This window comes from Pseudomonas sp. NBRC 111140, assembly GCF_001320885.1.
Taxonomy (GTDB): Bacteria; Pseudomonadota; Gammaproteobacteria; order Pseudomonadales; family Pseudomonadaceae; genus Aquipseudomonas; species Aquipseudomonas putida_P.
This window is the reverse complement of sequence record NZ_BCBQ01000006.1, coordinates 59,970-74,394: the sequence shown is the minus strand read 5'-3', so window position 1 is coordinate 74,394 and position 14,425 is coordinate 59,970. Positions and strand designations below refer to the sequence as shown.

Annotated in this window: 16 protein-coding genes and 1 tRNA gene; 7 read left to right on the top strand and 10 right to left on the bottom strand. The window is 62.0% G+C overall.

The annotated features are described in order from the left end of the window. The first annotated feature begins 247 nt into the window (after positions 1-247). Positions 248-442 carry a hypothetical protein gene (locus APH42_RS03630; protein WP_012273176.1) on the top strand — a complete coding sequence of 65 codons (195 nt, stop codon included), beginning with the start codon at positions 248-250 and terminating at the stop codon, positions 440-442. A gap of 130 nt (positions 443-572) precedes the next feature. On the opposite strand, the gene APH42_RS03625 is transcribed toward APH42_RS03630, so the two are convergent. After that, on the bottom strand, positions 573-1,478 hold the full coding sequence (locus tag APH42_RS03625; RefSeq protein WP_012273175.1) for a LysR family transcriptional regulator: 906 nt from the start codon (positions 1,476-1,478) through the stop codon (positions 573-575). A 98-nt stretch (positions 1,479-1,576) separates the two neighbouring features. Here APH42_RS03625 and APH42_RS03620 point away from each other — a divergent pair, with 98 nt between their 5' ends. Then, positions 1,577-2,338 (top strand): TSUP family transporter, encoded by a 762-nt coding sequence (locus APH42_RS03620; protein WP_060492743.1) that lies wholly within the window; start codon positions 1,577-1,579, stop codon positions 2,336-2,338. 1 nt (position 2,339) lies between these two features. Here APH42_RS03620 and APH42_RS03615 read toward each other — a convergent pair whose 3' ends face one another. The 4 genes from APH42_RS03615 to APH42_RS03600 form a co-directional block, all read right to left on the bottom strand. After that, a complete protein-coding gene (locus APH42_RS03615; protein ID WP_041166545.1) occupies positions 2,340-3,764 on the bottom strand; it encodes a GGDEF domain-containing protein in 1,425 nt (474 codons plus the stop codon). Between the two features lie 137 nt (positions 3,765-3,901). Next, positions 3,902-5,731, bottom strand: a complete 1,830-nt coding sequence (locus APH42_RS03610) for an SLC13 family permease (protein WP_012273172.1) — start codon at positions 5,729-5,731, stop codon at positions 3,902-3,904. Between the two features lie 126 nt (positions 5,732-5,857). Next, positions 5,858-6,250 carry a glycine zipper domain-containing protein gene (locus tag APH42_RS03605; RefSeq protein ID WP_012273171.1) on the bottom strand — a complete coding sequence of 131 codons (393 nt, stop codon included), beginning with the start codon at positions 6,248-6,250 and terminating at the stop codon, positions 5,858-5,860. 73 nt (positions 6,251-6,323) lie between these two features. Continuing rightward, on the bottom strand, positions 6,324-6,518 hold the full coding sequence (locus APH42_RS03600) for a hypothetical protein (protein ID WP_041166544.1): 195 nt from the start codon (positions 6,516-6,518) through the stop codon (positions 6,324-6,326). Positions 6,519-6,739: 221 nt separating this feature from the next. Here APH42_RS03600 and APH42_RS03595 point away from each other — a divergent pair, with 221 nt between their 5' ends. The 3 genes from APH42_RS03595 to APH42_RS03585 all read left to right on the top strand — a co-directional run bounded on the left by APH42_RS03595 (position 6,740) and on the right by APH42_RS03585 (position 9,256). Beyond that, positions 6,740-7,900 (top strand): diguanylate cyclase, encoded by a 1,161-nt coding sequence (locus APH42_RS03595; protein ID WP_012273170.1) that lies wholly within the window; start codon positions 6,740-6,742, stop codon positions 7,898-7,900. A 72-nt stretch (positions 7,901-7,972) separates the two neighbouring features. Continuing rightward, on the top strand, positions 7,973-8,323 hold the full coding sequence (locus APH42_RS03590; protein ID WP_016498900.1) for a hypothetical protein: 351 nt from the start codon (positions 7,973-7,975) through the stop codon (positions 8,321-8,323). A 111-nt stretch (positions 8,324-8,434) separates the two neighbouring features. Then, positions 8,435-9,256 carry a bifunctional 2-polyprenyl-6-hydroxyphenol methylase/3-demethylubiquinol 3-O-methyltransferase UbiG gene (locus APH42_RS03585; protein WP_012273168.1) on the top strand — a complete coding sequence of 274 codons (822 nt, stop codon included), beginning with the start codon at positions 8,435-8,437 and terminating at the stop codon, positions 9,254-9,256. On the opposite strand, the gene APH42_RS03580 is transcribed toward APH42_RS03585, so the two are convergent. From APH42_RS03580 to APH42_RS03565, 4 genes are all read right to left on the bottom strand, one after another. Beyond that, complete coding sequence (locus APH42_RS03580; protein ID WP_012273167.1) at positions 9,257-10,024, bottom strand: SDR family oxidoreductase; 768 nt, start codon at positions 10,022-10,024, stop codon at positions 9,257-9,259. Positions 10,025-10,059: 35 nt separating this feature from the next. After that, the gene (locus APH42_RS03575) at positions 10,060-11,127 is read right to left on the bottom strand and encodes a phosphotransferase family protein (RefSeq protein WP_012273166.1); all 1,068 of its coding nucleotides are present in this window, start codon (positions 11,125-11,127) and stop codon (positions 10,060-10,062) included. 185 nt (positions 11,128-11,312) lie between these two features. Next, on the bottom strand, positions 11,313-11,630 hold the full coding sequence (locus tag APH42_RS03570) for an SCP2 sterol-binding domain-containing protein (RefSeq protein ID WP_012273165.1): 318 nt from the start codon (positions 11,628-11,630) through the stop codon (positions 11,313-11,315). Positions 11,631-11,686: 56 nt separating this feature from the next. Beyond that, positions 11,687-12,397: a histidine phosphatase family protein gene (locus APH42_RS03565; RefSeq protein WP_012273164.1), complete on the bottom strand. Its 711-nt coding sequence runs from the start codon at positions 12,395-12,397 to the stop codon at positions 11,687-11,689. A 197-nt stretch (positions 12,398-12,594) separates the two neighbouring features. Here APH42_RS03565 and sohB point away from each other — a divergent pair, with 197 nt between their 5' ends. Next, the gene (sohB, locus tag APH42_RS03560; RefSeq protein WP_012273163.1) at positions 12,595-13,614 is read left to right on the top strand and encodes a protease SohB; all 1,020 of its coding nucleotides are present in this window, start codon (positions 12,595-12,597) and stop codon (positions 13,612-13,614) included. Positions 13,615-13,768: 154 nt separating this feature from the next. Continuing rightward, positions 13,769-13,842 (top strand) — tRNA-Cys (locus APH42_RS03555). A 243-nt stretch (positions 13,843-14,085) separates the two neighbouring features. Here APH42_RS03555 and APH42_RS30385 read toward each other — a convergent pair. Further along, positions 14,086-14,322 carry a hypothetical protein gene (locus APH42_RS30385; protein WP_082421373.1) on the bottom strand — a complete coding sequence of 79 codons (237 nt, stop codon included), beginning with the start codon at positions 14,320-14,322 and terminating at the stop codon, positions 14,086-14,088. Positions 14,323-14,425: the final 103 nt, after the last annotated feature.

The window sequence follows — 14,425 nt, the reverse complement described above, 5'->3', positions numbered from 1 at the left end:
TTTCTGCTACTGACCATTCTGATTGGTATTCTTGGCACCATTCCGCCAAGCTGAGTTCAACTGCTTTCCTCCTGCGCGGCCCGTCTACTTCTTACGGCGGGCCCAATCTTTAGGCAAATGGCCACTCCCCCTCTTGTTGCACGGCTGGACCAGCGGTAGGTGCAAGTCATTCTCAAGTGCAAAAGGCTCGTGTAGTCTCCCGCCGCCGCTCATTCGGCGGTCTTTTTGCCTTGGAGTCGATACATTAATGGAATGCAAGAAAGGCACTTCAGCCATGCTGGAGTGGCGTAGCCGTTTTCTCGCCGAGGGCGCGCTTGATGAGCAGGGCTATGACCAGGCTCTGCGCTATGCCGAGGCGTTGGAGCAGGCCGGAGTAGTTAGCACGCAGGAATGGATCGAGCTGGTCAAGCTGGCCAATTCGGCATTGCTGCTTGAGCGATAAGTCTTTCTTTGTGCGGGGAAATCTGTCCACAAAAAACGTGGGTAGGTCTGTGGATAAAGTGCTGCAGGCCAGGCCCACGGCGGGCTCTGTTAAATTGAGCAGAAATTGAACAGCCGTTTTTGGCTCTGTTTCAACAGCCCATGCCTGCACGGCGCAGGGCTGCCAGCAAGTCACGCACCCGCGCCGGCAGTTCGCCAGCAGGGTACACGGCATGCATCTGTGGGTCCTGGCCGCTGCTCGACGTCAGGCGGTAATGCGGGCACACCCGCACCAGGCGCCCGACGTTGACCTGCGCCTCACCGACCCAGGCGGCCAGGCGAGCGATACCGGCGCCGGCCAGGGTGCTGTGGTACACCGCATGACCCGAGCCCAGGCGCAGCCTGGGCCTGGGGCGCAGGCTGGTGATCTGGCCGTCGCGACAGAAGTGCCAGGCCTTGAGGATACGTGGCGCGGTATGCAGGATCAGCGTATGCCCCTCCAGGTCCTCTGGATGCTGCGGTGTGCCGGCCAGGGCCAGGTACGCCGGGCTGGCATACAAATGGCGCTGGTAGGGCCACAGCGGATAACCGATCAGTTCGCTCGATTGCGGGAAGGCACCGCGCACCACGAAATCGAATTTGCCCTGCAGCGGGTCGAGGGCTTCGTCGCTGCACTGTACGTCCAGGGTCACTTGAGGGTGACAGCGGGAAAACTCGGCAAGCACCTGCGGCAGCACATGTTCCCCCAGCAGTTGTGGCACGGCAAAGCGGATCCAGCCCTGGGCGCTGCCGCTTAGCGCGGCCAGTTCATCGGCAGCATCGCGTTGCACATCCAGCAAGCGTTCGGCGTGTGGCAACAGGCGCTCGCCGGCTTCGGTCAGGGTCACGGCGTTGGCGTTGCGGTTGAGCAGCTTGCTGCCGGCATTGTCTTCCAGGGTTTGCACCGCGCGCGTAACTGCACTGGGTGAGCGCCCCAGTGCACGGGCGGCGGCTACGAAGCTGCGTTTGTGCGCCACGCTGACGAACGCTTGGATTTCTCGCAACATGTCCAATGCCATTGCCTGCTCCTTGTTGCAGTTATTGCAATATGGCATTTCAACACAACGGCACCACTTTGATTAGCCTTGCAGGCGTCTTCACTGCCTGGAACCGCGTCATGATGGATATTGCTGTGCTTTGCGTGTTCGCCTTCGCCGCTGGGCTGATCGATGCCGCCGTGGGTGGCGGCGGGCTGATCCAGATCCCTGCGTTGTTCAACGTGCTGCCCACCGCGCAACCGGCGGCATTGCTCGGCAGCAACAAGCTGGCGTCGGTATGTGGCACGGCCTTCGCGGCGCGTTCGTTCATCCGCAAGGTGACGCTGGACTGGGGGTTGATCGTGCCGGCGGCACTCAGCGCCTTTGTCATGTCGTTCGCCGGAGCTGCCACGGTGTCGCTGGTGCCATCCAGCGTGATGCGCCCGGCTGTGCTGGTGCTGATCGTGCTGATGGCCATCTACACCTTCTGCAAGAAGGACTTCGGCACCCTGCACAGGCCTGCGCGGATCGGCCGCAAGGAGCAGTGCCTGGCGGTGCTGATCGGCGGTGCGATCGGCTTTTACGATGGCCTGTTCGGCCCGGGTACCGGTAGCTTCCTGATCTTCCTGTTCATCCGCTTCTTTGCCCTGGACTTCCTGCACGCTTCGGCGTCGGCCAAGGTGGTGAACATTGCCACCAACCTGGCGGCGCTGGTGTTCTTCGTACCGACGGGCAACGTGCTGTATGCCATCGCCTTGCCGATGGCGGTGTGCAACATCCTTGGTGCGCTGACCGGTACCTGGCTGGCCGTACGCAAGGGTGCCGGCTTTGTCCGCGGGCTGTTCCTGCTGCTGTTGTGTGTGCTGATCGCCAAGCTGTCGTGGGACTTGCTGGCCGGCTAGTTCAGACCACCTGGCGCTGTGCTTCGGCCTGTTCGACGCGGTTGCGGCCGTGGGCCTTGGCCCGGTACAGCGCCTGATCGGCACTCGCCAGCAGTTCGTCCAGGCTAGGGGCTGGCATGTCGGCATCGCAGCCAGCCAGGCCGATACTCACGGTAATCTGCAAGCGTTGGTCGGCCTGCATTACATGCAGGTCCTGCACGGCGCGGCGCAGGCGTTCGGCGGTGAACTTGGCCCGCTCTGGCGCAAGGCCGGGGATGATGACCGCGAATTCCTCACCGCCCAGGCGCGCGAACAGTTCGTCGTTGTGCAACTGATCCTGCAGGGTGCCGGCGAACTGGCGCAGCACCTGGTCACCGACCGCATGGCCATGAGCATCGTTGACCGACTTGAAATGGTCGATGTCCAGCATCATCAGGGTCAGCGGGAGCGCCTGGGCGTGCTGCTGGCGGCTGTCGAGCAGCGCGTTGGCACGACGGGTGAAAGCGCTGCGGGTGAGCACGCCGGTGAGGTGATCGATGGTGGCCTGGCGCGCCAGGCGGGCCATGAGGCTGCGGTTGGCCTGGCTGACGCAGGCCACCACCAGCGGCCCTAGCACCAGCATGGCGATGCCAAGGCGAGCCGACATCAGCGTGGTGACCCCCGGTTCGCTCTGCGGCACGCTGAAGTGCATGAGGTTTTGTGCCACCGCTACGATCAGTGTGCTCCCGGCCGTGAGCGTCAGTAGTGAAACCAGGAACGGTGAATAGGTCCAGGCACACCACAGCAACGCGGCAATCGGGAAGGCAATGGCCCCAGGCCCACCAAACGCGATGCTGAACGCCAGCGAGGCCAACAGCACCAGCAACGGTGCCAGACGGATGGGCTGTGCACCGCCACGCACCAGGGCACGCAGCGAGGGCGCTGTAAGCATTACCGGCAGCACCAGCACGCTGGTCGAGAATTGTTCGCTGAACCAGGCGAGCCAGGTGGCACGCAACGACTGTTCGAACCAGGGGGCAGCCATTACCGCTGCCATGCTGGCCGCCACCATGGCGGCGGCGGCGCAGGCGGCGAACACGCTGAGCACGCCGTGTGGGGTGCGCATGCGCCGATGCAGCCGTGGCAAGCGAGAAAGCAACTGCCAGAGGGTGACCACCACGCCAAGATTGCACAAGTTGAACCACAGGGCCGGCACCCAGGCACTGCCGCACAGCAAGTCGGCGCCGACCATGGCCAGCCACACCAGGCTGAAGCCGGTAAACGTGGCTTGGCGGGGGTAGCGCAGCAGTACGCCGGCCAGTACCGCATTCACCGGCCAGAACAGCGACAGCGATTCGATCGGGCGTGCCAGGATGCCGCCCAGGGTAAGGGCAAAGGTCAGGCAAAGCAGAAAGACATAAGGCATCAAGCGCGATTGGGCTGGAAAAACCATGAACTCGACCGGCAAGCGGAAACGAAATCCAGGACAACGCCTTGAAGCACCTGGGGCAATAACCCGCAGTGTGTTTCGTCAGGGTAGTTGATGTCAATCTGCCGCGATCGGTCGAGATAATGGCAAATTGCCGCCACTCCCTGCCGCTATCCTCAAAGCCCGAAGAACCACGGCACCATCACGATGGTTACCAGCATTACCAGTATGGTGAACGGCACGCCGATTTTGACGAAGTCGGCGAAGCGGTATTGCCCCGGACCCAGCACCAGCGTGTTGACCGGCGATGAAATAGGCGTCATGAATGCCGCCGACGCGGCCAATGCCACGGTCATCGCGAATGGGTAGGGCGACATGCCCAGCTGCGCTGCAGTGCTGACGGCCACCGGTGCCATCAGCACTGCGGTGGCGGTGTTGGAAATAAACAACCCGATCACCGCCGTGACGGCGAACAGGCAGGCAAGAATGGCGCTGGGGCCGGCACCGCCCAGTACGCTGACAAGCCCGCCCACTGCCAGGTCGATACCGCCGGTTTTCTGTAGCGCCTGGGCAAAGGGCAGCATGCCGACGATCAGCACCAGGCTTTGCCAGTGGATAGCCCGGTAGGCGCTGTTCATGTCGATGCAACGGCCTGCGCCCATCAACAGGCAGCCGATCAGCGCGGCGATGACATTGGGCACCGCGCCGCTGACCATCAGCCCGACCATCACCGCCAGGCTCAGCAACGCCTGCGGCGCACGGGTGCGGGCGGGGGCGACCAGGTCGATTTCGGCGGGCAGGCTCAGTACCAGGAAGTCTTTGGGCTTGCTTTGCAACTGGCGTACAGCCTTCCACGGGCCGACCACCAGCAAGGTGTCGCCCAGGCGCAGCTTTTCCTCCACCAGTTGCTCTTCGATGGCCGCCTGCTCGCGGCGCAGGCCGACCACGTTGAGGTCATAGCGGGTGCGAAACGCCAGTTCGAGGATGCTCTTGCCGATCAGCTGCGAGCCCGGCGGTAGCGAGACCTCGGCCATGCCAAGCTCTTGGGACTGGTCGATGAAGTAGGCAGCCTTGAAGTGCAGCGGCTCCAGTTGCATGGCCTGGCATAGGCTGCGCAGGTCGTCGCGGTTGGCGAACAGGTCGAGCAGCAGCACGTCGCCCTGATGCAGCACGGTACTGGAGTCGGCAGCGATCACCCGCGTGGTGAACTTGTGCTGGCGTTCGATACCAATCACGTTGGCGCCGTGCCGGGTGCGCAGCTCCAGTTCGCCAAGGGTGTGCCCTATCAGGGGGGAATGGGGGCGGATGCGCAGGCGCCGTTCACGGCCGTTGAGCTTGTAGTCCAGCACCAGGTCCAGCAGGGTGCGGCGGCTTTCCACCCGGCCGTCCTTGCGTACCTCGCCGTTGAGCCAGTGCCGGGTCAGCAGCATGTAGCCAATGCCCAGCACCAGTACCACCAGGCCGAACGGGGTAAAGCTGAAGAAGCTGAAGCCTGCTTGGCCATTGCGTACCAGCTCGCTGTGTACCACCACGTTAGGCGGTGTGGCGACCAGGCTGAGCATGCCGCTTATGAGGCCGGCAAAGGCCAGTGGCATCATCAGGCGGCTGGGCGAAATCTGCAGGCGCGCGGCGATGCTCAGCACCACCGGGATGAAAATGGCTACCACACCGGTAGAACTCATCATCGACCCGAGCCCGGCCACGGCCACCATCAGCAGCACCAACAGGCGCGCTTCGCTGTTACCGGCCCGCTCGCTCATCCATTCGCCGATGCGGTAGGCAATGCCGGTGCGCACCAGGCCTTCACCGATCACGAACAGGGCAGCGATCAGCACCACGTTGGGGTCGCTGAAACCGGCCAAGGCCTGTTCCACGGTGAGGATGCCAAGCAGCGGCAGGGCAAGAATCACCAGCAGCGCGACCACGTCCATGCGTGGGCGGTTGATGACGAAGAGGAAAATGACGATGGCCAGCAGGCCGAGGACCCAGAGTAGCTCTTGGTTCATGGGGAGGGGGTGTTCCTTCACACGGAGGCACGATAGACAGTAGCAGCCAGTGTGCCAGCGTGTCGTGAAGGAGGTGTTGATGTGCTGCAACAAAAAGGGCCGCTATGCGGCCCTTCATTCACGTAATCAGTGACGGTGGCGGTGGTGCTTCTTGCTGCCGCGGTTTTCGTCGCCCAGATGGTTGCCAAGGGCACCACCGGCGGCGCCACCCAGGCCGGCACCTACGGTCGAACCGGTCTTGCCGCCTACTGCACCGCCCAGCAGCGAGCCGCCAGCCGAACCCAGGCCACCGCCGATGGCAGCTTCGGTGCGGTTGCCCTTGCGTGCACCGACAGCACTGCCGGCCGCGCCGCCAACGCCGGCGCCAATGGCCGCGCCAGTCTTGCCGCCAAGCTGTTGACCAACAACGTTGCCCAGGACACCACCCAGGCCGCCGCCAATGGCGGCAGTACCGTCACCGGCGAAAGCGCCCTGGCACAGCAGCAGGCCGAGGGCAAGGGAAGGCAGAGTCAGACGCATGATACGAACCTCAAAGGAATCATCAGGATAAGTTGCCGCGCAACGGGCGGCGGGTCAGGGCTGAAAAGACGCTTCAGCGGTAGTAGCGGTCACCGCGGTATTGCCGATTGTCATCATCGTCATCGTCGCGGTCATGCCGATGGTGGTGGCGATGGTCACGGTCGCGGTCACGCCAGCCATCGTCATCGTCGTGGTAGCGATGGCTGTGGCAACCTGCGGTCAGCAGGACAACGGCAACCAGCGAAAGGCTTGCAAGACGGGTGCTCACGATATAGGTCCTTGATCCGCATAGGTTTACGGGACACCTCCTGAGACTGGGATCGCTCCATTTGGTTTCCCGGGCGGTTAAAAAATTGTGCTGACAGCGATGAGCGGCGTGCTTGCGGGTTGCTGTTCTGTCCCGTTCGGTCATGGCCGAGCGGCCAATGCCCCTCTAAACTGTGGGGTAAGCCGCAGTCAAGACGGCAACCTGCCACACGGTGAATCACGATGATCGCCCACACCCCCACGTTGTTCGCCGCCGTTGCCCTGGTGGCAACCATCCTGGCCTTCTGCTTGCTGCTGGTCGGGCGCAGCAACCGCCGCGACAACCTGATGCTGACTGGCTGCGGGCTGCTGGTGCATGCCTTGGCTTATGTCTGCTACACCGTCTATGCCCAAGCCCCTTTGTGGCTCAGCTATGGCGTGGGCAACAGCCTGCTGTCGCTGGCCCTGGCGTTCTACACGGCCAGCTTGTTCCGGGTGCGTGAGCAGGTAGTGCCCTGGCGTGTCATCTTCGTCATACCGGCCTGCATGCTGGTGGGGCTGATGCTGCTGCTCGATACGCTGGAACCGCGCATGCTGCTGGCGACCCTGGTGCTGATGCTGCAGTGCGCGATGATCTTGTATTGGGCGTGGCGTTATGCCGAGCGGCCGGGCAGGGCCCATCTGTTGCTGGAGATTGGCGCGTTGATCAGCCTGGTGGGCCTGGGTATGCGTGTGGTGGCGGTGGCCAATGGCACGGCGGTGGAAATGCGCTATGACACCAGCAACCTCAAACAGAGCATTTCTGTGGCCATCGGCACCGCCACGGTGATGATGTACTCGATCGGCTTGGTGCTCCTGGCCAAGGAGCGTAGCGAATCGCGCCTGCAGCACCTCGCTCTGCGTGATGTGCTGACCGGTACCTACAATCGCCGGGCGATCCTCGAACGCTTCGGCGTCGAACTGGACCGTGCACGCGATCAGCAGGGCAGTCTGGCGGTGGCGATGATCGACATTGACCATTTCAAACGCATCAATGACCTGTATGGGCATCTGGCTGGCGATGAGGTGTTATGCCACTGCGTGCGCCAGTTGCAGCAGCGCCTGCGCCAGGGTGACAGCCTTGGTCGTTACGGCGGCGAAGAGTTTCTGTTGCTGTTGCCCGGCACCGACCGCACCGGTGCAATGGCCGCCCTGCAAGGGCTGCGCGAGGCCATTGCGCGCAGCCCGGCGCGTTTTGCCGGTGACCAGATCGAACTGCGTTTCAGCGTAGGCCTGTGGTGCGGCGTGCCGTGCCCAGGGGACAGTACTGCCAGCTTGCTGGCCCAGGCCGATGCGGCGCTGTACCAGGCCAAGGCCGCTGGGCGCAACACGGTGCACATGGCGGCATTGGTCGAGGCGAGTTGACTGTACGCAACCGTTCACGCGCGCTACCCGGCAGTGCTAGAGTCGCCTTCTTTTTTACCTTGAGGATGGAACATGCGTGCGATTCTGCCGATGGCCGCGGCGCTGATGCTGGTCGGTTGTGCTTCTGCGACCATGGAGACGGCACGCGGCGGCAAGCCGACGGCGCAGCTCGACTCGCATAAGGCGCCAGAGTTGGTTGCCCAGTGCATCCAGTTCAGCTGGCAGGAAGAGAAGGTGTTCGGTGACGACGCCAGTGGCTACCTGGAGCCGCGCAAGCAGGGTGGGTTCACTGTGTATACCCGTGAGGCCGAGGCGTTCGTGGACGTTTACCCGCAGGCGGGTGGGGCGAGGGTGGATTACTACGCGCAGAAGAACGACGGGGTGGCATTGCAGCGGCGGGCGGCTGCGGCGACCTGTTTGTAACGGCTTGAACCGATTCTGCGAGAACGACTTTTACAATTTTTAGCAAGGCAGTGGTGTCCTGGAGGTGCAGGTGACGGCTAGCATGAGCCGCTACCACTCAAGGAAGACACCATGGACCGTTCACTGCAACTCAACCGCGTCAGCTGGGACGAACGTGCCCCGCTGCACGCCGCGTCGAAGGACTATGAAGTCGAACGCCTGGTCCAGCAACCTGGGCACCTGTCTGAAACCGTGCGCTTCGACCTGCCATTGCTCGGCGATATCGAGGGGCTCGACGCTGTCCACTTGCAGTGCCACATCGGCACCGACACGCTCTCGCTGGCGCGCCTTGGTGCCAAGGTTTGCGGCCTGGATTACTCCGCGGCTTCGCTGGCCGAGGCGCGGGCATTGGCCGGGCGTTGCGCGGTGCCCATCGACTATGTCGAATCCGACGTCTATGCCGCCGACCAGGTACTGCCGGCAGGTACTTTCGACCTGGTCTATACCGGCATTGGCGCGCTCTGCTGGCTGCCCCGCATCGAGCCATGGGCACGCACCGTCGCAGCCCTGCTCAAACCGGGCGGGCGGCTGTTCTTGCGCGATGGGCACCCAATGTTGATGGCTGTCAACGAAGACCACCAGGACCGACTGCAGCTGGAATACCCGTACTTCGAGCACGAAGCGCCGACGGTGTGGCACAACGACCAGACCTACGTCGAAACCGAGCAACGCCTGGCCCACACCGAAACCCACGAATGGAACCACGGCTTGGGTGAGGTGATCACTGCCTTGCTGGCCCACGGCCTGCAGCTGACTGCGTTGGTCGAGCACCAGAGCATCCCCTGGGAGGCGCTGCCAGGGCAGATGGTCAAGGGCGACGACGGTGAGTATCGCCTGCGCGAGCAGCCCGCACGCCTGCCCCTGAGCTACACCCTGGTGGCGGTAAAGGCTTGATCAGGACAGGAAGCCACCGTCGACATTGAGCGCGGTACCGGTGGTGTAGCTGGAGGCATCGCTGGCCAAGTACAGCACTGCGCCGGCCATTTCCTTGGGGTCGGCCACGCGCTTGAGCGGGATCTGCTGCAAGGCGGCATTGAGGATGGCGTCGTTCTTCACCAGTGCCGAAGCGAACTTGGTATCGGTCAGGCCAGGCAGCAGGGCGTTGCAGCGAATGCCGAACGGCGCGCATTCTTTGGCGAACACCTTGGTCATGTTGATGACTGCCGCCTTGGTCACCGAATAGATACCCTGGAAAAGCCCAGGCGAAACCCCGTTGATCGACGCCACGTTGATGATGCTGCCGCCGCCGTTCTCGCGCATCAGCTTGCCGGCCTCCACCGACATGAAGAAGTAACCACGGATGTTCACGTCCACGGTCTTCTGGAACGCTCCTGGGTCGGTGTCCAGCACGTTACAGAACTGCGGGTTGGTGGCGGCGTTGTTGACCAGCACGTCCAGGCGCCCGAACTGTTCGCGAATGCCGGCGAACACCTGCTGGATCTGCTCCAGTTCACCAATGTGGCAGGCCACTGCCGTGGCCTTGCCGCCGGCGGCGATGATGGCGTCGGCCACCTGTTGGCAACCGTCGAGCTTGCGACTGGAAACGATCACGTGGGCCCCTTGCTGCGCCAGCAAGTGGGCGATGGCCTCGCCGATGCCTCGGCTGGCGCCGGAAACAAAAGCAATCTTGCCGTCGAGGTCGAACAGGTGGGTCTTGGACATGCTGTTTTCCTTGTTATCCGTCGTCGTGGCGGTGCTCAGAGGCTGGACTTGGCGATGACCTGCAGGGACATTTGCTCCAGCAAGCGGTTCATGTGGATGAACTGGGCGAAACGTTTGTCCTGGGTCTGGCCGTGGTAAAAGCGGTAGTAGATTTGCTGGACGATGCCCGCCAGGCGGAACAGGCCATAGCAATAGTAGTAATCGAAGTTGTCCAGGCGGATACCGGCGCGCTCGGCGTAGTAGTCGACGAACTGGCGGCGGCTGAGCATGCCCGGCGCGTTGCTTGGCTGGCGACGCATCAGCTGCACAGGCGCTGGGTCGTCGGCTTCGATCCAATAGGCCAGGCTGTTGCCCAGGTCCATCAGCGGGTCGCCCAGGGTGGCCATTTCCCAGTCCAGCACGCCGATGATGCGCATGGGGTTGTCGGCGTCGAGGATCACGTTGTCGAAACGGTAGTCGTTGTGCACGATGCCGGGGCGCGGGTGATCGGCGGGCATTTTTTCCTGTAGCCAGGCGGTGACCTTTTCCCAGCGCGGCGCATCCGGGGTCAGGGCCTTTTCATAGCGGCTGGTCCAGCCCTCGATCTGACGCTGCACATAGCCTTCCGGTTTACCGAGGTCTGCCAGGCCGCAGGCGTTGTAGTCCACCTGGTGCAGCTCGACCAGGCGGTCGATGAAGCTTTTGCACAGGGCTTCGGTACGGCTGGGGTCGAGGTTCAGTTCGGCCGGGATGTCCGAGCGCAGGATGATGCCCTTGACCCGCTCCATCACATAGAACTCGCCGCCGATCAGGCTGCTGTCGGTGCAGTGCACATAGGCCTTGGGGCAGTAGGGGAAGCCGCTGTTCAGTTGGTTGAGGATACGGAACTCGCGCCCCATGTCGTGCGCCGACTTGGCTTTCTGGCCGAACGGTGGTCGTCGCAGCACGAAGTCGCGGCCTGGGTAGCTGACAAGGTAGGTAAGGTTGGAGGCGCCGCCAGGGAACTGGCTGATGCTCGGCAAGCCGTCCAGGCCAGGGATGTTGGCCTTCAGATAAGGGGCGATGACGGCCGCGTCGAGTTCTTCGCCGGGGCGTACCTGGGTGGACTGGTCGGTGAGCGTCATGCGTTTTCCTTATTTTCGATCGCAAGGACTATTGGCTAATCTAATGGCCTGCCGAGGCTGGAACAAGCATGCCAGTTGCCATATAGATGAGGGTGTTGCTGGTGGATCACTGCATCGAATGCAGGGCAAAAAAAAACCGAAGCCGGTCAGGCTTCGGTTTTTCGATCATCCGGTTTGCCCAGCCTTCAGGACGGGAACAGCTCGCTGAGCTTCATCGACAGCATCATGTCGCCTTCAACGCGCAGCTTGCCGCCCATGAAGGCCTGCATGCCGTCGGTTTCGCCGCTGACGATACCTTTCAGGGTTTCGCTGTCCATCACCAGGGTGCAGTTGGCATCCGGGTTTTCGCCTTCCTGCAGGTCGCAGGTGCCGTCTTTGACGATCAGCGCGTATTTCTTGCCTTCGTCGGTGATGTCGAAGCCGAACACCAGGTCCAGGCCGGCGGCAGCGGCTGGGTTGAACTTCTCTTGCATCTTCTTAACGGCATCAGCTACGGAGGTCATGGCGCATTCCTTATAGAGTGATTTACACGTCCCCGCAGGGACACAACAAGCCGGGCTTATCGGTAAGTGACAAGCTCCGGCGCCTTCAACAGCTGCACATGGGCCTGGCTGTTGAAGGAAGCCAGTGCCACGTCGCGGCCGCGAAACTTCAACTGGCTGAGCGACGTGTTGATGATCTGCCAGTTCAGCGTGAACGCCTGACTGGGGGTGATACGGGTAACCAGGTGGAGCAGGGCGGCAATGGTACCGCCCGAGGTGAAGATGGCGATATTGTCGCCGCTGCCGGCGGCATCCAGTACGCGTTGCAGGCCACCTTGAACGCGGGCGGTGAACGCCTGCCAGGTTTCCAGGCCATCGTCGACATGTTCGCCATCGTGCCAGCGCTGGACCATCAGCGCGAACAGGCGCTGGAACTCGCTGCGGTGCTGCGCGGCATTGCGCAGTACCTGCAAGGCATTAGGCTCGTCCGGCAACAGTGCGGGCAATAGGGCACGGATCACGCCGTCGGCATCGAACTCATTGAATGCGGCGTCGGTCTCAACAGCCGGCACTGGGCAACCATTGGCGTGCAGTGCCTGCAGCGCCAGGCGGGCGGTATCCTGTTGGCGGCGCAGGTCGCCTGCTACGCAGCGATCCAGCCGTATACCCAACTGGGCCAGGTGTTCACCCAGGGCCTGGCTTTGGCGCACGCCCACGGGCGAGAGGACGTCGTAGTCATCGGCACCGAAGGAGGCTTGGCCATGTCGGATCAGGTAGAGGTTGCCCACGAAAGGTTCCGGCCTGTTGGAGGTTGCTGCGAGGTTAGGATGCGGCACTCAGGCTGTCAACGAAAAAACATACAAGCGTTTGAAAGGGTTGTTTGAAAGATGTTGCCAGCGTTTACACCGGCTGGCAGCACTACAGACGCAACGGTATGCTTGCAACAGTTACGCGCCGCATTGGCGCAGGCATTCAAGGAGTCAACGTGGAGTTTCTTGCCGAATACGCAAGCTTTCTCGCTAAAACCGCCACCCTGGTCATCGCCATCCTCGTGGTGCTGTCGGCCATCGCCGGGCTGCGTGGCAAAGGGCGGCGCAAACCAGGTGGGCAATTGCAGGTCACCCGCCTGAACGAGTTCTACAAGGATTTGCGCGAGCGGCTGGAGTCCGGGCTGCTCGACAAGGCCCAGCTCAAGGCCCTGCGCAAGCAACAGGCCAAGGCGGAAAAACAGCAGAAGAAGGGCAAGGCCGAGGACAAGGGCCGGGTTTTCGTGTTGGACTTCGATGGCGACATCAAGGCCTCGGCCACTGAAAGCCTGCGCAACGAAATCACCGCGCTGTTGACCCTCGCCACCCCGCGGGACGAAGTGGTGCTACGCCTGGAAAGCGGCGGCGGCCTGGTGCATAGCTACGGCCTGGCTGCATCGCAGCTGGCGCGTATTCGTCAGGCGGGCATACCGCTGACCGTGTGCATCGACAAGGTGGCCGCCAGCGGCGGTTACATGATGGCCTGCATCGGCGAGAAGATCGTCAGCGCGCCATTCGCCGTGCTCGGTTCGATCGGCGTGGTGGCGCAACTGCCCAACGTCAACCGCCTGCTGAAGAAGCACGACATCGACTTTGAGGTGCTGACCGCTGGCGAGTACAAGCGCACCTTGACCGTGTTTGGTGAAAACACCGAGAAGGGCCGGGAGAAGTTCCAGGAAGACCTGGATATCACTCACCAGCTGTTCAAGGACTTCGTCGCCCGCTATCGACCGCAGTTGCACATCGACGAAGTGGCCACCGGAGAAGTCTGGCTGGGCGTGGCGGCACTCAACCGCAAGCTGGTAGACGAATTGCAGACCAGCGACGAGTACCTGAGCGAGCGTGCGCGCAACGCCAACCTGTTCCACCTGCATTATGCCGAGCGCAAGAGCTTGCAGGAGCGAATTGGCATGGCCGCCAGCGGCACCGTGGAGAACACGCTGGTGGGCTTGTGGAGTAAACTCGGCCGCCTGCGCTAACACCTTGAACCCGTTGAAATTTTTTTTCGTTCAGGGGGTTGCAAGGTTAAAGGAATGAAGACATAATGGCGCCCATCGAAACGCAGCAAACTTTGAAAAAGGTTCAGCGTTTCAAGGAGATAGCAAAGCGCAAGCAGCTAGATCCGACCTTTGAGGCCGAGTAGCAAAGTGGTTATGCTCCGGATTGCAAATCCGTCTACGCCGGTTCGATTCCGACCTCGGCCTCCACCATTCGAAAGCCCCGCAGATTAACGTCTGCGGGGTTTTTCTTTGTGCTTCGAAAAAGCGCTGTTGTCGGGCGGCAAAGCGCGAATGCGCATAGGTCAAACCTATGGAGAGGTTTCTTTGAGTGGGTTCAAAGAGGCTTGGGCCAGGCCCGGCAGTTGAGCAAGCGATGAATCTTCGATAAACCTGCTTCGGCAGGTTTTTCTTTAGATGGAGTTTGGCCCTGACCTGTAACAGGTTGACCGGCTAGCCCTCAGGTAGGCTTGCCCCGCAGATGAATTCATTCGACCCAAGCCGGTGTGACCCATACTCGACCACGTAGCCAGCACCGTAGCGCTCTGCTTCAACCTTGGCAGTGTGCTGATCGGCAAACACGTCGACAAAATGCCATGGATGCCGGTCGCGTAGCACGCCCCATCCAAGCACCCAGCCTGGATTGCCTGGGTCAGGTGGGAGATTTTTGGCGAGGCTGCGAATCGTCATGTGCATCCCTTGAAAAGCTAAGCGGTTTTCTTTGAACCTCGTGCCACGATTATTGGTCAGCACCAGAGATGAGCTTGCTTTTGTACCGAGGCATTTCCGCCAG